General features: G+C 43.5%; 16 protein-coding genes. 11 read left to right on the top strand and 5 right to left on the bottom strand.

Features of this window, described 5'->3' with window-relative positions; all coding sequences use genetic code 11:
- Positions 1-12 precede the first annotated feature (12 nt).
- Genes fmt through trkA form a run of 3 tightly spaced genes read left to right on the top strand, consistent with a single transcriptional unit; the run spans position 13 to position 3,675 of the window.
- The gene (gene fmt / locus NLG07_RS03380; RefSeq protein WP_254856300.1) at positions 13-948 is read left to right on the top strand and encodes a methionyl-tRNA formyltransferase; all 936 of its coding nucleotides are present in this window, start codon (positions 13-15) and stop codon (positions 946-948) included.
- Positions 945-2,273 carry a 16S rRNA (cytosine(967)-C(5))-methyltransferase RsmB gene (gene rsmB / locus NLG07_RS03375; protein WP_254856299.1) on the top strand — a complete coding sequence of 443 codons (1,329 nt, stop codon included), beginning with the start codon at positions 945-947 and terminating at the stop codon, positions 2,271-2,273. The genes fmt and rsmB overlap by 4 nt, the downstream gene beginning before the upstream one ends.
- A gap of 25 nt (positions 2,274-2,298) precedes the next feature.
- Positions 2,299-3,675, top strand: a complete 1,377-nt coding sequence (trkA, locus tag NLG07_RS03370; protein ID WP_254856298.1) for a Trk system potassium transporter TrkA — start codon at positions 2,299-2,301, stop codon at positions 3,673-3,675.
- A 26-nt stretch (positions 3,676-3,701) separates the two neighbouring features.
- On the opposite strand, the gene NLG07_RS03365 is transcribed toward trkA, so the two are convergent.
- Complete coding sequence (locus NLG07_RS03365) at positions 3,702-5,153, bottom strand: TrkH family potassium uptake protein (RefSeq protein ID WP_254856297.1); 1,452 nt, start codon at positions 5,151-5,153, stop codon at positions 3,702-3,704.
- A 442-nt stretch (positions 5,154-5,595) separates the two neighbouring features.
- On the opposite strand from NLG07_RS03365, the gene polA reads away from it, so the two are divergent.
- Complete coding sequence (gene polA, locus NLG07_RS03360; RefSeq protein ID WP_254856296.1) at positions 5,596-8,394, top strand: DNA polymerase I; 2,799 nt, start codon at positions 5,596-5,598, stop codon at positions 8,392-8,394.
- A gap of 230 nt (positions 8,395-8,624) precedes the next feature.
- On the opposite strand, the gene NLG07_RS03355 is transcribed toward polA, so the two are convergent.
- Positions 8,625-9,293, bottom strand: a complete 669-nt coding sequence (locus tag NLG07_RS03355; RefSeq protein ID WP_254856295.1) for a LysE family translocator — start codon at positions 9,291-9,293, stop codon at positions 8,625-8,627.
- Between the two features lie 110 nt (positions 9,294-9,403).
- On the bottom strand, positions 9,404-10,033 hold the full coding sequence (gene yihA / locus NLG07_RS03350) for a ribosome biogenesis GTP-binding protein YihA/YsxC (protein ID WP_254856294.1): 630 nt from the start codon (positions 10,031-10,033) through the stop codon (positions 9,404-9,406).
- A gap of 200 nt (positions 10,034-10,233) precedes the next feature.
- Between yihA and NLG07_RS03345 the strand changes: the two genes are divergently transcribed.
- The 7 genes from NLG07_RS03345 (at position 10,234) to NLG07_RS03315 (ending at position 16,448) form a co-directional block, all read left to right on the top strand.
- The gene (locus tag NLG07_RS03345; protein ID WP_254856293.1) at positions 10,234-10,866 is read left to right on the top strand and encodes a cytochrome c; all 633 of its coding nucleotides are present in this window, start codon (positions 10,234-10,236) and stop codon (positions 10,864-10,866) included.
- A 409-nt stretch (positions 10,867-11,275) separates the two neighbouring features.
- On the top strand, positions 11,276-11,881 hold the full coding sequence (locus NLG07_RS03340) for a methyltransferase domain-containing protein (protein WP_254856292.1): 606 nt from the start codon (positions 11,276-11,278) through the stop codon (positions 11,879-11,881).
- 63 nt (positions 11,882-11,944) lie between these two features.
- Positions 11,945-12,445 (top strand): Der GTPase-activating protein YihI, encoded by a 501-nt coding sequence (yihI, locus tag NLG07_RS03335; protein WP_254856291.1) that lies wholly within the window; start codon positions 11,945-11,947, stop codon positions 12,443-12,445.
- A gap of 11 nt (positions 12,446-12,456) precedes the next feature.
- Entirely contained in the window at positions 12,457-12,903 is a 447-nt protein-coding gene (locus NLG07_RS03330; protein ID WP_254856290.1) for a DUF2489 domain-containing protein, read from the top strand.
- A gap of 108 nt (positions 12,904-13,011) precedes the next feature.
- Complete coding sequence (gene glyQ, locus NLG07_RS03325; RefSeq protein ID WP_254856289.1) at positions 13,012-13,920, top strand: glycine--tRNA ligase subunit alpha; 909 nt, start codon at positions 13,012-13,014, stop codon at positions 13,918-13,920.
- Positions 13,920-15,980 (top strand): glycine--tRNA ligase subunit beta, encoded by a 2,061-nt coding sequence (gene glyS, locus NLG07_RS03320; protein WP_254856288.1) that lies wholly within the window; start codon positions 13,920-13,922, stop codon positions 15,978-15,980. The genes glyQ and glyS overlap by 1 nt, the downstream gene beginning before the upstream one ends.
- Before the next feature lie 12 nt (positions 15,981-15,992).
- Positions 15,993-16,448 (top strand): hypothetical protein, encoded by a 456-nt coding sequence (locus NLG07_RS03315; RefSeq protein ID WP_254856287.1) that lies wholly within the window; start codon positions 15,993-15,995, stop codon positions 16,446-16,448.
- A gap of 3 nt (positions 16,449-16,451) precedes the next feature.
- Here NLG07_RS03315 and arfB read toward each other — a convergent pair whose 3' ends face one another.
- Together arfB and gyrB are read right to left on the bottom strand one after the other, a co-directional pair.
- Entirely contained in the window at positions 16,452-16,865 is a 414-nt protein-coding gene (gene arfB, locus NLG07_RS03310; RefSeq protein WP_254856286.1) for an alternative ribosome rescue aminoacyl-tRNA hydrolase ArfB, read from the bottom strand.
- A 90-nt stretch (positions 16,866-16,955) separates the two neighbouring features.
- A complete protein-coding gene (gyrB, locus tag NLG07_RS03305) occupies positions 16,956-19,382 on the bottom strand; it encodes a DNA topoisomerase (ATP-hydrolyzing) subunit B (protein WP_254856285.1) in 2,427 nt (808 codons plus the stop codon).
- Between the last annotated feature and the right edge of the window lie 2 nt (positions 19,383-19,384).

Here is a 19,384-nt window from a genome sequence, read left to right as displayed (position 1 = left end):
CAGGAACTCTTAGTGACACCTTTAAACATCGTTTTTGCGGGAACGCCAGAATTCGCCGCCGATCATCTAGACGCGCTACTGGATTCATCACACAATGTGGTTGCAGTCTACACGCAACCCGACCGCCCCGCGGGACGAGGCAAAAAGCTCACTGCTAGCGCAGTAAAAAGCCTCGCTCTACAACATGATATTGCCGTATATCAACCGGATAATTTTAAATCACCAGAAAGCATCGACGAACTAGGTGCACTCAATGCCGATGTCATGGTTGTGGTCGCATACGGGTTAATTTTACCCAAAATCGTTTTGGACACGCCTCGGTTTGGCTGTCTCAATGTGCACGGTTCACTACTACCTCGATGGCGCGGTGCCGCCCCTATCCAGCGAGCCATCTGGGCAGGTGATGACGCCACTGGCGTCACTATTATGCAAATGGATGAAGGACTTGATACCGGCGACATGCTATTTAAGACCCATTGCCCTATCGAGGCCAGCGACACCAGTGCCACCTTATATAGCAAACTGGCAAAACAGGGACCAAAGGCACTTGTTCACGTATTGAATAATTTAAGTGAATTTAGCCCTGAGCCTCAAAACGATGCGCTTGCCAACTACGCTAAAAAACTGTCCAAAGCCGAAGCCTTGATTGATTGGAAACAGAGTGCTGAGCAGTTAGCCCGCAATGTACGCGCGTTTAATCCATGGCCGGTTGCATTTTTTGAATGCGCAGATCAAGCCGTCAAAGTATGGTCTGCAGTAGTAGATTATAGTTCGTCAACCGCACCACCTGGTTCGATTTTGAGTGCGGACAAAACTGGCTTAGTCGTGCAAACTGGGGATCAAGCGTTACGTATCACTCAGTGCCAGATCCCAAATAAAAAAGCCATGCCCTTTGCCGATGTTTTCAATGCCAGACAAGATTGGTTTGCGCCAGGAACCATATTATGACGCCCGGAGCGAAACTGCGCGCCAACAGTGCCAAAGCCTTATTCGATATCTTAGAGCAAGGACAATCTGCTCGTCAGGTGTTACCCAAATACCAACAAGCACTCAACCAAAAAGACAAAGCTTGGTTACAACATGCCGTTTATGGGGTTTTGCGTGAATTACCTCAGTACCAGCATTGGGTCAGAACCAGTCTCGATAAACCACTCAAAGGTAATAAAAAAGTTTTAGAACACTTGCTTATGGTTGGGTTTTACCAGCTCTATGCCATGCGTGTAGCGGATCATGCAGCCGTCAGCTCAACCGTTGAAGCGGCTTCTATTTTAGGAGGACAAGGGTTAAAAGGATTAATCAATGCGGTTCTACGGCGCTTTGTCCGAGACGATTTAGCCCAACAAAAAGTCACTGGTGATGCCGCACAAGCTGGATTACCGAAATGGCTCTACAAGCAACTACAATCGCAATATCCTGAACAGCTAGAAGATATTCTCAGCGCCATGCAGCAAACCGCACCGATGTGGTTACGCATCAATCCGCGCTATGTTTCAGTGACGAAATACCAACAAATGCTCAAAGATCGAGGCATTGATAGCACCACTGTAGACGCATTGCCTCATGGTTTGTGTTTAGCGACCCCAGTGGTGGTGACAGAGCTTCCAGGTTACCATGCTGGCTGGTTTGCGGTGCAAGATGGTGCAGCGCAATTAGCGGCGCACATTTTACAACCTAAGCCGGGGGAACGAGGCTTAGATGCTTGCGCCGCACCCGGTGGTAAAACTGCACATCTATTAACGTTGCAACCCGATTTAAGTCAACTCGTTGCCTTAGATAATGATGCTAAGCGTCTTGAGCGAGTATCTGACAATTTATTTCGTCTAGGTCTTAATGCGACTTTGTTATGTGCCGATGCAGGTAACCCTCAGCAGTGGGGTGATGAGGCCTGTGGGCAGTATGATTTTATCTTATGTGATGCCCCGTGTTCTGCTACGGGTGTGATCCGCAAACACCCTGATATTCGTTGGCTGCGTAAAGCCTCAGATATCGACCAACTGATCGTCACACAGCAGCATATCCTCGAGCAACTTTGGCAGGTCTTAAAACCTGGCGGGCGTCTGTTATACGCCACCTGCTCTATTTTGCAAAGCGAAAATGCTGAGCAGATCCAAGCCTTTTTAGGCCGTCACTCAAATGCGACGCTGGCAGCATTACCGACTGAAATACTTAACGATTTTACTAATTATGGGGCGATAGGATTGCAAATTACCCCCAATACGGCACAATGTGATGGATTTTATTACGCACTACTGCACAAACACAGTGATGCATGACGTATACAACATGGCGTAAACTGGCATGAAAATAATCATTCTTGGCGCAGGCCAAGTCGGTGGCACCCTTGCAGAGAACCTAGTCGGCGAAAAAAACGACATTACTTTAATTGACGCAAATGAAGGTGCGTTGAGTAGCCTAAAAGATCGATTGGACATCCAAGTCGTGCAAGGCATAGGGTCGCACCCAGACGTGTTACGCCAAGCGGGGGCTGAAGATGCGGATATGCTGATTGCGGTAACAAATTCGGATGAATCGAATATGCTCGCCTGCCAAGTTGCCCACAGCATCTTTAGTACACCAACCAAAATCGCCCGAGTTCGCTCCGAACAATACGTGGTCTACAAAGACCAATTGTTCAAACACCAAGATATTCCCGTTGATCACATTATTGCGCCCGAACAGCTAGTGACCAAAGCCATCAAACGCTTGATTGATTATCCTGGTGCATTGCAGGTCGTTGAATTTGCCGAAGGCAAGGCCTCGTTAGTTGCAGTAAAAGCCTATTACGGTGGACTATTGGTTGGTCATGCATTATCCGCCTTAAAAGCGCACATGCCCAATGTGGAAACCCGAGTTGCAGCGATTTATCGTCGTGGGCGCCCAATTCGTCCATTAGGGACAACCGTCATTGAAGCCGATGATGAGGTCTTTTTTATTGCGGATACCAAACATATTCGCGCGGTCATGTCTGAGCTACAAAAGCTCGAAACCAACTACAAACGCATCATGATTGCTGGGGGTGGCTTGATTGGCGCTGGTCTAGCTCGACGTTTGGAGCACAATCATTACGTCAAACTGATTGAATTTAATGAAAAACGCGCCAAGTTTTTGTCCGGTAATTTGGACAATACGATTGTGCTCAATGGCGATGCTTCGAGTTTTGAGCTATTGGATGAGGAAAACGTCGACAACATTGATGCCTTTATCGCGGTGACGGATGACGATGAAGCCAATATCATGTCGGCCATGTTAGCCAAACACATGGGCGCCAAAAAAGTCATGACGCTTATTCAAAGGAGCGCGTATGTGGATCTCGTGCAGGGGGGCGATATCGATATTGCGTTTTCACCGCAGCAAGCCACTATTTCCGCATTGCTGACTCATGTGCGCAAAGGCGATATCGTTAATGTTTACTCACTTCGGCGTGGCGCGGCAGAGGCCATTGAGGCCATTGCCCATGGCGATGAAAAAACCTCAAAAGTGGTTGGCAAAGCCATCGGTGATATCAAACTCCCGCCGGGCACAACCATTGGCGCGGTAGTGCGGGATGATGCTGTAATCATTGCTCATTCAGATACAGTCATTCAAGCGGATGACCATGTCATCATGTTCTTAGTGGATAAAAAATACATTCCAGATGTGGAAAAGCTGTTCCAACCGACGGCATTTTTCTTCTAAGCATTCTTAGTATACGAAATACGAATTTACGAGCGCCAGAAGGTCGGAGAAAACAGAACCAATAAAGAGAATATCTCTAAGCGGCCGAACAACATGGCCAAAACTAGGATCCACTTACCTGAATCGGTCACACTTGCATACGTGCTTGCCACTTGACCTAAGCCTGGGCCCAAATTGTTTAGCGTCGCCGCTGTAGCGGTAAATGCAGTAATGTCATCCATCCCGGTGCCAAGTAATGCAATCATTATCACCACAAACACAATTGCATAGGCCGCAAAAAATCCCCACACCGCTTCAATCACGCGATCAGGCATCGCCCGCTGGCCAAGTTTGACAGAATAAATGGCCTTGGGGTGAATCAAGCGATTCACCTCACGCTTACCCTGCAGGTAGAGCAAAAACACACGGATCACTTTGAGGCCGCCACCCGTTGAACCGGCGCAGCCACCAATGAAACTCGAAAATATCAATAACAAAGGCAAAAACACCGGCCATGCCGAAAAATCCGTTGTCGCAAACCCAGCCGTGGTACTAATAGATACAGCTTGGAACATGGCTTGGTCAAAAGCAATTTCGGCAGACTCATAATAACTGTGTTGTATGAGCACCAAGAAGCATACCGCAATGACAGCAAATTGAATGACAAAGAACGCTTTAAACTCCGGATCACGCCAGTAGTGTTTGAGCGAACGACCTGAAACCGTGGCAAAGTGAAGCGCAAAATTCAGCGCGGCGATCCACAAAAATATCACGCACACAAAATTAATCAGCGGTGAGTTAAAATATCCTAAACTCGCATCATGAGTAGAAAATCCACCAATGGCGATAGTGGAAAACGCATGACATATGGCATCAAACCAGTCCATTCCCGCCATATAATACGCAACGGTACAAGCCGTCGTTAAACCTAGGTAAATAAACCACAATTGTTTGGCGGTTTCGGCAATTCGCGGGGTCATTTTGGTGTCTTTAACCGGTCCAGGGGTTTCGGCGCGATACAGCTGCATACCACCCACACCTAAAAGCGGCAAAATAGCGACCGCCAATACAATGATCCCCATACCTCCTAGCCACTGTAGTTGCTGTCGATAAAACTGCATCGATTGGGGTAAAAACTCGATGCCTTCAATCACGGTGGCACCGGTTGTCGTTAATCCGGAAAAGGATTCAAAAAACGCATCCGTGAGTGACATGTTTGGCTGTTCAAGCAACGCAAAAGGCACCGCACCAAAACTACCTAACACGATCCAAAACAACACCACGATCAAAAAACCTTCCTTGGCGCGCAAATCGCGTTTGTGATGACGGTTTGGATACCAAAACACCAAGCCGGTAATAATACAAGTGAAAAAAGCAAGGACAAAGGGTAAACCTGAGCCATCTTGATAAAATAAGGATACAAATGCAGGGGGCAACATCGTCACACTGAATAAGGCTGCGAGCAAACCTAAAATGCGAATAATAGATTGATATTGCATATTTGTAAGTGGTAATGATGAATTTACCCTATTATGTGCCTGTCGACACAAAAGCGAAACCCCTTACCGGTATTTTTTTCTAATAAAATGAGAACTTTAGAAAATCTTCTGAATTTGTAGTTGTGTTTTAATTGATAGCTTGCTAAATTTCAATCAGTAGATCAGGATGATTTAGTAATACATTTTCGACTAGAATTCTCTTGTTTGGGGTCGCAACCGCATCATTGCGCGTATTATAAAAACTAGAACCACCTTTACATCGGACCGTAATTTAAATTCTCATTTTTCGCTTGTTCATAATAATTGAACTCTTTTACATGCCTAAAATCCAAGTTTAACCACAAAGTTATCCACAGCTTTTAAATCTAACGATCTTCCCCTATAGCCAATAAAATCAAGGTGTGGCATCATGTAGCCATACATCATAACTATAAGTATTCACATGTCAGACAGTCCTGCTCCATTCATTCTTGTCGATGGTTCATCTTACCTATTCCGCGCATTTCACGGCATGCCGCCAATGTCCAACTCGCAAGGGCAAGCCACTCATGCCATTTATGGTGTGATCAACATGCTCAAAAGTCTTCTAAACACTTATCAGCCAACGCATATTGGGGTGGTTTTTGATGCCAAAGGTAAAACATTCCGCGATGACATTTATCCTGAATACAAAGCGAACCGACCTCCTATGCCAGATGACTTGCGTAGTCAAATTGCGCCATTACATGCAATTATAAAAGCAATGGGGTTACCCTTGTTAGTAGAAGAGAACGTTGAAGCAGATGATGTGATTGGCACCTTGTGTAAAAAAGCCTCGGCCAAGGGGATCCCAACTCTTGTAAGTACGGGTGACAAAGATATGGCACAGTTGGTTAATGAGCACGTTACTCTAGTCAATACCATGACCAATGTCGTGATGGATCCAGCTGGCGTTGTTGAAAAGTTTGGCGTTGGTCCAGAACTCATTATTGATTTATTAGCGTTACAAGGTGATAAGGTCGACAACATTCCTGGAGTCCCTGGGGTAGGAGCCAAATCTGCATTAGGTCTATTGCAGGGTATTGGTGGGATTGAAGATATTTACAACAACTTAGATCAAATTCAGACGTTGGCGTTTCGCGGGGCCAAAACACTTGCACCTAAAATGTTGCAGTATGAAAAAGAAGCAAGATTGTCATACGAGCTTGCCACGATCGCGGTGGATCTTGACCTACCTTACGAAGTGACCGATTTAGATATCAAAGCACCGGATAATGATGCGCTTGCTGAGCTATATCAGACATATGAATTCAAGCGCTGGTACAAGGAAGTCAGTGGTGACAATTTCACTCCAAAAGTAACCTCACCAGTAATCGCAGTGACTTCACCAGATACCACCCATGCCGATACGTCTACTCCGACCGTACCAACGGTAGAGCAACCACCAATCAATCGCGATGCGTATGAAGTGGTATTAAGTGAAGCACACTTACAACAGTGGATTGAGCGCTGTGAGCAAGCGCCTTTATTTGCCATTGATACGGAAACCACATCATTGCATTATCGCGAAGCTGAAATAGTTGGTATTTCTTTGTGTGTTGGTCCCAATCAAGCCTGCTACATACCCGTTGCGCATGATTATCCTGGAGCCCCGGAGCAATTGCCAAGAGAGCAAGTGTTAGCACAGTTAAAGCCATTACTGGAAAACCCCAAGCCACAGAAAATCGGCCACAACATCAAATACGATCAAAATGTACTGGCCAATTACGACATCGCTCTAGGCGGTGTCACCTTTGATACCATGCTGGAGTCGTATGCACTCAATAGTGTACAAAAACACAACATGGATGATTTGTCGTTGAGCCAGCTTGGTCATGAAACCATTAAGTATGAAGATATTGCCGGTAAAGGCGCGAAAGCCTTAACGTTTAATCAGATTGATTTAGAGGTAGCTGCACCTTATGCTGCAGAAGATGCGGATATTACGTATCGCTTACATCAAGTACTCTGGCCTCAGCTGGTTGCCACTCCAGCACTAGCGAATGTGGCACACAAACTCGAAGTGCCATTGTCTAATGTACTTGCGCAAATGGAACAAAACGGTGTGTTGATCGACTCACAGCGCCTAGCTCAACACTCTCAAGCGTTGGCAGTTCGGATCATGGAGCTCGAAAAACACGTACATGAACTGGCTGGTGAATCATTTAATTTAGGCTCTCCCAAGCAACTTCAGCATATCTTATTTGAAAAGATGGGGCTGCCCGTTGTCAAAAAGACTCCTAAAGGTGCCCCATCTACCGCTGAAGAAGTACTTCAAGAACTGGCTATGCAGTATGAACTGCCAGCAGCCATTATGGAGTTTCGTGGCTTAACCAAGCTCAAAAACACGTATACCGATAAATTACCACAGATGATCGACCATCGCAGTGGGCGTGTGCACACCTCATATCAGCAGGCCGTGGCAGCAACTGGTCGCTTATCTTCCACGGAACCTAATCTGCAAAACATACCCATCCGCAATGAGGAAGGACGCAAAGTGCGCAAAGCCTTTATTGCTCGTCCAGGTTACAAAGTGGTTGCGGCAGACTATTCACAAATTGAATTGCGGATCATGGCGCATTTATCACAAGACGAAGGGTTGTTGAATGCGTTTTCCAAAGGGCTTGATGTGCATAGGGCTACAGCTGCCGAAGTATTTGGCGTGGCTTTAGAGGACGTTGCAACCGAACAACGTCGTGCGGCAAAAGCCATAAACTTTGGTTTGATCTACGGTATGTCCGCATTTGGACTGGCTAAACAACTCAATATTCCGCGTGGTGAAGCTGGTCAATACATCAACACCTATTTCGAGCGCTATCCGGGTGTAAAACATTACATGGAATCGACACGGGAAGCGGCAAAAATTACAGGTTATGTGGAAACAGTTTACGGCAGACGTTTATACTTACCAGCCATCAAATCCTCCAATGGCGCACAACGAGCAGGAGCTGAACGTGCGGCAATCAATGCACCCATGCAAGGAACTGCTGCGGATATTATTAAATTATCGATGCTCGCGGTGGCCGATTACATCAAGCAATTAGACAACCAAGACGTCTACATGTTAATGCAAGTACACGATGAACTAGTGTTTGAAATCAAAGAGGATTCACTTGATACGCACGTTCCTAACATTATTCGAATTATGGAGAATGCCGTATCGCTCTCTGTCCCCTTGATTGTGGAGGCCGACGTGGGTGATAACTGGGACGAAGCCCATTAATTGAGCACAAGATGAAAACATAGAAAAACATCAATGAATGTCATCATTGTTGTAAATTTATCAACATAAAATGTTGCAAAGGCACAGATTTAGTCTTTTTTTGATGGTTTTTTCGTAATTTTATTACAAAAAACTTGCGTTACGCTTAATTTCGTTTAAACTTGCTCTTGTAGGGTACAGAGGTTTGTTTAAACCTTTGCTTTGAGCCTCAGCGTTTGCTGGGGCTTTTTTTATGGATTAACGTTTTGTTCGGATGGATTTACCACTTCTTCACCTGCGATGAATAGTCCCATGCCGGCTAAGATAGTACCAGATACCTTGTTTTGAATAATTTGAGCCTTTGGGTTGTCCTTGATCCAACGTGTCATCCTTGTAGAAAAAAACGCAACAAGCAAATCACATGGTATTGCAGTAACGACGACGATACCTCCTAATATCAACAATTGCGTTTCAATTGGACCGGCTTCAGGAACCACAAATTGTGGCAAAAAGGCCAGAAAAAATAAGGCAGTTTTTGGATTAGAGACTTCTACTATTACACTTTCGTAAAAAATGTTTGTTCGTGTCTTTTGGGCTAAATGCCCTTCAGAAGAAGGAATAGTGTCACTGACAGATTTAGTCAAAAAATATTGAATACCGAGATACACCAAATACGCAGCACCTAGAAGTTTCATTGCCATATAGAGTGCTGGAGAGTATTTAAAGAGGGCTGATAAACCTAAAACCGTTGCCACAACATGCACTAGACCTCCGACTGCAAGCCCAACTGTAGCAGCAATTCCACCAGAAATACCTTGAGCAATTGAGCGTGCCATAACATATAGATTGGATGGCCCTGGTGAGATATTCATTAAAAAAGCAGCTACAATAAATGGAATTAGCATTTCAATCGGTGGCATATCGCTGTCCTTTCTAGTGAAAAAAAGTTTAACTCAATGGAACTTATACAAATAAACACACTCTATCTATATAGTTTTTGTGTGTTTCTCTTTGTAGTATGTCCAAACCCCTAGTCTTCTGCTAGGGGTTTTTTATTGGCTATTGGCGCGACATCCAACCAGGAATTCAACGTCTTTTCAAGTTCAGGCAGGCCCAAACGGTTGAGTGATGAAAAGGCATGAACCGTGACATCCCCCATAAACGCTAAAGCAGCCTCGCGAACCATCATCAGTTGAGCTTTGCGTTTACCGGATTTGAGTTTATCGGCCTTAGTCAATAAACACAGAACCGGGATCTTGGCAGAAACCGCCCAATGAATCATATCTTGATCTAGATCTTTGAGTGGATGACGGATATCCATTAAGACCACCAACCCTTTTAGACATTCTCGTTTTTCTAGATACTCGCCAAGCGCCTTTTGCCATTTGATTTTCATGGCCAGTGGCACTTTTGCAAAACCATACCCAGGTAAGTCTACTAAACGCTTGTCTTCTTCTAGCTCAAAGACATTGATCATTTGGGTTCGACCAGGAGTTTTACTGGTCCTGGCCAGGTTTTTTTGTCTGGTTAACGTGTTTAATGCACTGGATTTGCCAGCGTTGGAACGCCCGGCAAATGCAACTTCAATACCGCTACTTTGGTCTAAATGACGAATGTCAGGTGCACTGGTTAAAAACTTGGCTTTTGTATAATAACTCATTGATCTCTTTTGATTTTTGCTAACGACGAACACTAGGTTGCCGACATAGTATGTACCAAATATCAGAATTTCATGCTAATATTCGCGCGCAAATGTTTTGTATCGAAAGCTAAGCGTGTAATATATGCATAATAACACGGCACTTTAACCATGCGTAGTGGCTGCGTAATTTTTAATTTTATCGTTTTAAGAGAAGCAATATGAAAAAACTAGGTTTGTTCTTCTGTTTATCACTTGTTAGTGCTTTCGCAACCGCGAACGATGCACCGGTTGGTGATGCAGAAGCAGGGAAAGCAAAAACTCTTGTGTGTGCGGCTTGTCACGGTACCGATGGCAACAGTTCTATACCAATGAATCCAAAATTAGCAGGACAACATGCCAACTACATAGTGAAACAATTGCAAGAATTCAAACTTGCCATGCAAACAGGTGGCAAAGAAGGTCGTAATAATGCCATTATGGGTATGCAGGCTAACGTTCTATCTGAACAAGATATGTTAGACATTGCTGCGTATTACCAAAGTCAAGAAAGCAAGATCGGCGCGGCTCCTGAAGATGTCATTCCTGCTGGTGAAGCGTTATATCGCGGCGGTGACGCAGAACGCAAAATCACAGCTTGTATCGCTTGTCATGGTCCACGTGGTAACGGCATGGGCTTAGCTGGTTTCCCTGACATCAGTGGTCAACACGCTGATTACACCGCAGCCCAACTTAAAATGTTTCGTTCTGGCGATCGCAACAACGATATGAACGCCATGATGCGAGACATTGCTAAGAAGCTAACTGACGAAGATATTGAGATTCTATCTCAATACTTGGCTGGCTTATATTAAGTATTGATTAAGAAAACAACATTTTTAGCAACTTTTACATTTTTTTTACAAAAAAGCTTGTCATTGTGAAATTTTCGTGTAATCTGTCATTCCATTGACGGATGACTACGATAAAGCGTCTAGGAAGACCCAGAACAACAAGCTATACTCTGTCAAAAATAATAAAAAGAAGAGTTGCAGGTAGCACCCTTACCTTCGGGTAAATACGGGAGAAGTGTTGTCTAGCAAGTTTACAAAGGTGATAATTCGTTATCACCTTTTTTCTTGGCCGGAAGAAAATATTATCATGCTCTGCCCTTTATGTTCATCGCCCCGTTCTCATCTCTTTCACCAAAGCAGTAAACCGCTTCAACGCGATTACTATCAATGTAATGATTGTGAATTAGTATGGGTGCCAGAAAAGTTCCACGTGGAACCACAAATCGAGCGCAATGAATACGACTTACACACTAATCAAATCGGTGATCTGGGTTACATGCGTTTTCTTAATAAAGTGGTACCGCATATTGCTGCGCATTTCAAAGTTGCGCAACCAATCTCTGAGGCTTGGCTAAAAAACGTTACGGAAAAACACGCCAACACCGCCATCACGCCTAAATATAGACAGCCTACATCTAACATTACTGGCATAGATTTCGGTTGTGGGAAAGCGCCAGCACTTGCAGTACAACTATATGAACTCGGGTTTACGATGAACGTGTATGATAAATTTTTTGCTGCATACACTGACAATCTTGAACAAGAACATGATTTTATTGTCAGTACAGAAACTATTGAGCATATCTATGAAGCTAAAAATACATGGGCTCTGTGGCATACTATGCTCAAATCAGATGGCTGCTTAGTCGTCATGACCCAAAGAGTCAAGAGTCGCGATGCATTTGCCACTTGGCGCTATATTCACGACCCTACTCATATTTGTTTTTATTCAGATAACACAGCACGCTTCATTGCTCAGGAATATGGCTACCATCTCAAGCTGATTCAGCAAGATATCATGTTATTCACTCGGTAAAAAAGTAACAGTCGAGCTGGACTTAAGGTATAATGCTCACGTTATTCACTGATATAGCATCACATGGCACATAGTAAAAAATCACGTAAACCAGGTAGCATAGGTGTTGCCAAATCACACACCAGCAAGCCTGCACGCAGTAAAAACGCTCCCAAAGTTAAAAAAACCAAGGGCAATCAGCCAGGATCTAGACATTCTGTGGCGCAACACCAGCAAAAAAATGTTAGCCAAAGCAAAACTGATCCTCGTATTGGCAGTAAAAAGAAAATAGATTTAACACCTAAACAAGCCTCAGCACCTAAACCAGTGAAGCCAAAATATGCAACACCTGCGCAAGAACTTGCTGCGTTAGAAGCTGATCAAAGATTATCAGCGTTACTCGATCAGTTCGACTCTGGAAAAGTCCTCAATAACGACGACCAACAATATCTGGATAACTGTATGTCTCGCCATCAAATTTTATGTGATTTGCTTGGTATCAATAACGATGCGGAAGATGAGGATACGAATTCTGATGATCCCTTTGCACAGTTTGATGCTATTGATATAAATGATTTTAGATAAGGGAATAAAGCGTGCTTGAAGTTGGTATCGTATTGGGCTTACTGATCATCTTAGGATTGGGCTTTTATGCCGGTAAGTTGTTATTTCAACTCAAACAACAAAACAGCAAACAAGCTAAAATGCGTACCGAACGTATCGAAAACATAATGGTTTCAGTGCGCACAATTGCTATGGCCATGGCACAGCAACAATGTGACCTGTCTGAAGGCGTAATACGCTTAACGAACTTGTTAAATGCTTTACCAATATTACCTGCACCAGATTTTCGGAAAGAATACCCAGCCATTTATACATTACATGATGAAATTGCACAGTTTGCTACCCATGAGAAACGTTCGGCACTGAGCAAAAAAGAAAGACGTTTAGAAGACAAGGCAAGAGAAGCTATCGAAGCGCAATACGAAAGTAAAATTATGGATGAGGTTGAACGGCTACAAAAATATTATCCACAACCATAATTCGTGGATTTTGTGAGCTTTCTCACACATTTAGGCTACTCAGATAAGTCACTTCAAGGTATACTCTAGAGCAAATTTTTAAGAGCAACACATAGATTATTACCTGTTATGTCTCAATATGATGTAAAAACTTTTCAAGGCCTCATTCTCGCCTTGCAAGATTATTGGGCACGTCAAGGATGTGTCATTATTCAACCTTTAGATATGGAAGTCGGTGCCGGGACATTTCATCCTATGACATTCTTGCGCTCACTTGGTCCAGAACCAATTTCCAGCGCGTATGTTCAGCCCTGTCGTCGACCGACAGATGGCCGTTATGGCGAAAATCCAAATCGTCTACAACATTACTATCAGTTCCAGGTGATGTTAAAACCCTCCCCGGCTAACATACAAGAATTGTATCTTGGTTCGCTTAAAGAACTAGGCTTTGATCCACTGGTACACGATATTCGTTTTGTTGAAGACAATTGGGAGTCTCCAACCCTTGGGGCGTGGGGCCTAGGCTGGGAAGTTTGGCTTAATGGTATGGAAGTCACTCAGTTTACTTATTTCCAGCAAGTAGGTGGTATTGAGTGCAAACCGGTGACGGGTGAAATTACTTATGGATTAGAGCGCCTAGCGATGTATGTTCAGGGCGTAGATAGTATCTACGACCTCGTTTGGACAGAGGGGCCATTTGGCAAAGTAACCTATGGCGATGTGTTCCACCAGAACGAGGTAGAACAATCGGCATATAACTTCGAGCATGCTGATGTGGACGCGTTGTTTGCTGCATTTGACCAAAACGAAAAAGACGCTCTGCATCTGATAGAGCAAAATCTACCTCTGCCAGCTTACGAGCAAGTTATGAAAGCCTCTCATGCTTTTAACTTGCTCGACGCACGTCATGCTATTTCGGTTACCGAAAGACAACGCTACATATTGCGTGTACGCACCCTCGCCAAAGCGGTAGCAGAGAATTATTATGCGGCGCGAGAAGCGCTAGGTTTCCCAATGTGCCCAAAGGATGATGCCTAATGTTAACCAATACCTTACTTGTTGAAATCGGCACAGAAGAACTTCCACCGAAAGCATTAAAAAATCTAGGTTCCAGTTTTGCGCAACATTTTGCTCAAGCAGTTAGCGATGCCGATTTCACCTATAGCGAAATAAAATGGTATGCAGCGCCACGTCGCTTAGCCGTACAATTATTTGATCTTACCGAACAACAACCCGACAAAGTTGTTGAAAAACGTGGTCCAGCGTTGAGCGCAGCATTTGATGCTGACGGTCAACCAACAAAAGCCGCGCTAGGTTGGGCTCGTGGCAATGGCATTGACGTGTCTGAAGCAGAAAGATTAGTTACAGATAAAGGAGAGTGGCTGCTACATAAAGCACAAGTGTCTGGCCAACCGATTGCAGCTCTGATTGAAGATTTAGTTAAACAAGCCGTCGCAAAGTTACCGATTCCAAAACCCATGCGTTGGGGCAGTTCTGATGTTCAGTTTATTCGTCCAGCCCATACTTTCACGGCCATGTATGGTGATAAGGTTTTGCCTGCTACCGTTCTAGATATCACCTCGGGTAATACAATACAAGGTCATCGTTTCCATGGTAAATCACTCTTTACCCTTTCTCATGCAGATGCATATCAAAGCGAATGTGAAGCGCATTATGTCTACCCAGACTTTGCAGCGCGTTGTGCCACCATTGCGGATGGATTAGACGAGCAAGCAGCGTCACTTGGTTTACGTGCAGATTATAATCAAGATTTGCTAGAGGAAATTGCATCACTGGTCGAATATCCTGTTGTCATGCAAGCCTCTTTTGAAGCTCGATTCTTAGAGGTGCCGAAAGAAGCATTAATTTATACGATGAAAGACGACCAAAAATATGTTCCTTTACTGAACGAAGATGGTTCTTTGTCGAATACCTTCTTATTCGTCAGTAACATCGCTTCAAGTGCACCTGAACATGTTATTGAGGGCAATCAAAAAGTCATTCGTCCTCGCCTAGCAGATGCAGAGTTTTTCTTTAATACAGATAAGAAAAAATCACTAGCGGATCGCTTGCCTGAACTGGAAAGTATTTTATTCCAGAAGCAGCTTGGTACTATGGCTGAGAAAGTAAATCGTATTAGTCAACTTGCTGAATTTATTGCCTCAGAAATTGAAACCAATACAGTAGATGCCGCTCGTGCAGGCCTTTTATCTAAAACCGACTTAATGTCGGAAATGGTCATGGAATTTCCTGATGTTCAAGGTGTTATGGGCAAATACTACGCCCTGCACGATGGAGAATCAGAATTGGTTGCGTTAGCCATTGAGGAACAGTATCTACCTCGTGGTGCGGGTGATGTGATTCCTTCTAGCGATGTGTCTGCTTGTGTAGCATTAGCTGATAAACTCGATACCTTAGCGGGTATCTTTGGTATTGGTATGTTACCTAAAGGTGACAAGGATCCATTTGCATTACGTCGTGCTGCGATTGGCGTGCTTCGTATCATTACTGAGCGCAATTATGCTTTAGACATTTCGGTTTTACTTGATAAAGCCATCGCACTTTATGGTGATAAATTATCTCATGCAAACGCGTTACAAGATGCTACAGATTTTGTGATTGCACGTTTCCGAGCCATGTATCAAGACCAAGGCTTCTCCACAGAAGTAATACAATCAGTTGAAGCACGTAATGTAACCAAACCAGCCGATTTTGCTGCACGAGTGGCGGCGGTTGCACAGTTTATTACTTTACCAGAAGCGGCTTCACTTGCCTCTGCAAATAAACGAGTTGCTAATATTTTAAGCAAGCAATCATTTACTGGCGGTTCAATTGATCCAATGTTACTTGAAGAAGAGGCTGAGCACGCCTTGTTCTTAGCGATACAAGCACAGCAGTCTAAACTTAATAATTCAGCTGATTATTCTGAACTGCTAGCGTCTCTTGCCACGTTGAAAGCGCCAGTAGATGAGTTTTTTGATAATGTGATGGTAATGGCTGACGCGGAGAAATTACGCAACAATCGACTTGCCTTATTGCAGGCTTTACGTGAATTATTTTTGACGACTGCAGATATCTCTTTATTAGCACAAAAGTAATATGGTTTAACTATGATGATGAAATGCATAAAATTGATTGGCACTCTATCAATTGCCGCTATAGCATTAGTTGGTTGTAGTTCTTCACTGAACATTCGTGAATACTTACCATTGCCAGTGGAGTCAGATACTCGAGATTATTCGTCCATGTATTTACGTGGTGTATTTAATTGGTGGGAAGCTGACGCAAAACATCAATTACGTGTATTTGAATCAAACTATATTGTTGATATTGAATTGATTGCAGATGGCCAACCTTATGACTTCAAGCTGGCGGACGCAGTTTATTCTAGTGAACATAATTGCGGCTCGCTTTCTTCTTTAGGCATTTTAACTGCAAACGAGGCATTCACGTTACATTGCGGGGACGCTATTTATAACCTTCAGTTCACCCCCAGTGAAACGGGGACTTATCGTTTTACGATCAGTCCTGGTGTTACACCAAGTATCACGATTTCACAACTTTAAATCTCAATAGTCAATTTTACCGCGCAAGCTCTTTGTAAGGCCTGCGCGTTTTTTACTGTCTAGCCTTTTCTTTCTAGCGGTAAAACTAGGTTTCGTCGCCTTCCTAATTTTCTGCTCAATTGTCACTGAACTTATTAGTGCGACTAACCTTTTTATTGCTTCTTGTTTATTACGTTCCTGAGTACGTTCCGTTTGAGCTTTAATGATAACAATACCATCTTTTGTAATCCTTGAATCACTGAGTTCCAGTAAGCGCTTTCGATATTTTTCGGGTAATGAGGAGTTATTCACATCAAATCGCAAATGAATCGCTGACGATACTTTATTGACATTTTGCCCGCCGCTGCCCATCGATCTAATGGCAGACAACGCTATCTCATCTTCACTAATTTCTAGATTGGGCGTAATTTTGATCATGTATCACCTCGATAACTAATCACAATCATAGAACAATTTTGGCAAAAAAAAACTGTGCAATAGCACAGTTTTCTTAATTAGTTTACACAATTAAACGTCAAGATTTTCAACGTTTAATGCATTTTCCTCAATGAAGTTGCGACGCGGTTCAACTTGATCTCCCATTAGAGTGGTAAATAACTGGTCGGCACCAATTGCATCTTCAATAGTAACTTGCAGCATACGACGAGTCTCGGGATCCATGGTAGTTTCCCATAACTGCTCTGGGTTCATTTCACCTAATCCCTTATAGCGCTGGATATACTGACCGCGTTTAGCTTCATTCAGTAACCAATCCACTACCTCAACAAATTCAGATACAGGCTTGGTTCTTTCTCCACGTTGCACATAGGCTCCCTCACCCATCATCCCATTAATAGCCGCATTCAACTGTGCTATTTTTTGATACTCACTCGATTCAACAAAATCTTGACCAATGTGATAGGTGTAATCTATTCCATGCATACGCATAGTAATGGCTAAATAATAGTTATTTAATTCTTCGTCTTTACCCACCTCAGCTAAATAAGTTGCACCATCAACTTCATCTTCAGTTAACGTATCAACAAGATTTTTACCAAAAGATACTAGGGTATTTTCATCTTTCAGATCCTGGGTCGTTAGCACTTGGCTATAGATAAGCTGTTTCAAGATAGCAAGTGGCATTTTGCGCTGCATACGCCCAATCATCTTCTCAACACTTTGATATTGTTTAACTAAAGTTTCTAGTGCAACGCCTGAAATACCAGGCGCACCGTCTTCCGTGATTAAGGCTGCGTTGTCCACTGCGATAGCAGTAAGGTAAGCATTTAACGCGTCGTCGTCTTTAAGATATTGCTCTTGTTTGCCTTTTTTGATCTTATAAAGGGGTGGTTGTGCAATGTAAACATAGCCACGCTCAATGATCTCGGGCATTTGACGATAGAAGAAAGTCAATAATAAAGTTCGAATATGCGAGCCATCGACGTCTGCGTCAGTCATGATAATAATACTGTGATAACGCAATTTATCAGGGTTGTATTCGTCTCGGCCAATTCCACATCCCAAAGCGGTGATTAAGGTCGCTACCTCTTGTGAAGATAGCATTTTATCAAACCGCGCTTTTTCGACATTCAGGATCTTTCCTTTTAACGGCAAAATAGCTTGATTTTTACGGTTACGACCTTGCTTAGCTGAACCACCCGCAGAGTCACCCTCCACTATGTATAGTTCTGATGAAGCCGGATCTTTTTCTTGGCAGTCCGCTAGCTTACCTGGAAGACCAGCTAAGTCTAAGGCGCCTTTACGACGTGTCATTTCTCTTGCTTTGCGTGCAGCTTCACGCGCACGAGCTGCATCAATAATCTTACCAACAATCGTTTTGGCATCATTTGGATTCTCAAGCAAGAATTCTGTTAACAACTCACCCATAGCGGTCTCTACCGCAGATTTCACTTCAGATGATACAAGTTTATCTTTGGTCTGCGATGAAAATTTAGGGTCCGGTACTTTTACACTGATTACCGCAGTTAAGCCTTCACGAGCATCGTCGCCAGTTGCATTCGTTGCGTTTTTATTTTTCTTGTTGAGTCCTTCTTTTTCCATGTAGTTATTGAGGGTTCTAGTTAATGCGGCTCTGAAACCTGCTAAGTGGGTGCCACCATCTCTTTGAGGTATGTTATTGGTGAAACAGAAAATACTTTCTTGAAATGAATCGTTCCATTGCATCGCTACTTCAACTGCAATACCATCATCTCGCTCGCTATTAAAATGAAATACTTTTTGATGTATTGGAGTCTTTTTGTCATTCAAATATTCAACGAATGCTTGAATACCACCTTCGTATTTGTAGTGATCGCTTTTTCCATCGCGTTCGTCTTCTAGAATGATTGAAACACCAGAGTTTAGAAAAGATAATTCCCTTAAGCGTTTCGCTAGAATATCGTAATGGAATTCTGTATTGGTGAAGGTATCAGGACTCGGCCAGAAGCGGATTTCAGTTCCTGTAGATGACGTTTCTCCTACCACAGCTAATGGCGCTACTGGCTCACCATGCTTGTATTCTTGCTCGTGCGTCTTGCCATTGCGCTTTATGCGAAGACGCAGTTTATGTGATAACGCATTCACAACAGAAACACCCACTCCGTGTAAACCGCCAGATACTTTATATGAGTTATCATCAAATTTACCACCAGCATGCAAAACTGTCATGATAACTTCTGCTGCGGATACGCCTTCCTCTGGGTGAATTTCCGTTGGAATACCACGACCATCATCGCTTACCGACACAGAACCATCTGTATGAATCTTTACCTTAATATCACTACAGTGGCCAGCTAGTGCTTCATCAATTGAGTTATCAACTACCTCAAACACCATATGATGCAAACCTGTACCATCGTCTGTATCACCAATGTACATCCCTGGACGTTTACGAACTGCATCGAGCCCTTTTAGGACTTTAATACTGGACGAATCATAGTTATTTTCTTCAGACATAT

It is taken from the genome of Alteromonas sp. LMIT006 (assembly GCF_024300645.1).
GTDB classification, from domain to species: Bacteria; Pseudomonadota; Gammaproteobacteria; order Enterobacterales; family Alteromonadaceae; genus Opacimonas; species Opacimonas immobilis.
The sequence above is the reverse complement of the archived record's forward strand: the minus strand, read 5'-3'. Positions and strand labels throughout refer to the sequence as shown.

Excerpts from the sequence above, each read along its gene's own strand:
- NLG07_RS03365 (WP_254856297.1), bottom strand. The coding sequence starts at position 5,153 with ATGCAATATCAATCTATTATTCGCATTTTAGGTTTGCTCGCAGCCTTA.
- yihA (WP_254856294.1), bottom strand. The coding sequence starts at position 10,033 with ATGAGTTATTATACAAAAGCCAAGTTTTTAACCAGTGCACCTGACATT.
- glyQ (WP_254856289.1), top strand. The coding sequence starts at position 13,012 with ATGTCTCAATATGATGTAAAAACTTTTCAAGGCCTCATTCTCGCCTTG.
- glyS (WP_254856288.1), top strand. The coding sequence starts at position 13,920 with ATGTTAACCAATACCTTACTTGTTGAAATCGGCACAGAAGAACTTCCA.
- arfB (WP_254856286.1), bottom strand. The coding sequence starts at position 16,865 with ATGATCAAAATTACGCCCAATCTAGAAATTAGTGAAGATGAGATAGCG.
- rsmB (WP_254856299.1), top strand. The coding sequence starts at position 945 with ATGACGCCCGGAGCGAAACTGCGCGCCAACAGTGCCAAAGCCTTATTC.
- polA (WP_254856296.1), top strand. The coding sequence starts at position 5,596 with ATGTCAGACAGTCCTGCTCCATTCATTCTTGTCGATGGTTCATCTTAC.
- yihI (WP_254856291.1), top strand. The coding sequence starts at position 11,945 with ATGGCACATAGTAAAAAATCACGTAAACCAGGTAGCATAGGTGTTGCC.
- gyrB (WP_254856285.1), bottom strand. The coding sequence starts at position 19,382 with ATGTCTGAAGAAAATAACTATGATTCGTCCAGTATTAAAGTCCTAAAA.
- NLG07_RS03315 (WP_254856287.1), top strand. The coding sequence starts at position 15,993 with ATGATGATGAAATGCATAAAATTGATTGGCACTCTATCAATTGCCGCT.
- trkA (WP_254856298.1), top strand. The coding sequence starts at position 2,299 with ATGAAAATAATCATTCTTGGCGCAGGCCAAGTCGGTGGCACCCTTGCA.
- NLG07_RS03345 (WP_254856293.1), top strand. The coding sequence starts at position 10,234 with ATGAAAAAACTAGGTTTGTTCTTCTGTTTATCACTTGTTAGTGCTTTC.
- NLG07_RS03355 (WP_254856295.1), bottom strand. The coding sequence starts at position 9,293 with ATGCCACCGATTGAAATGCTAATTCCATTTATTGTAGCTGCTTTTTTA.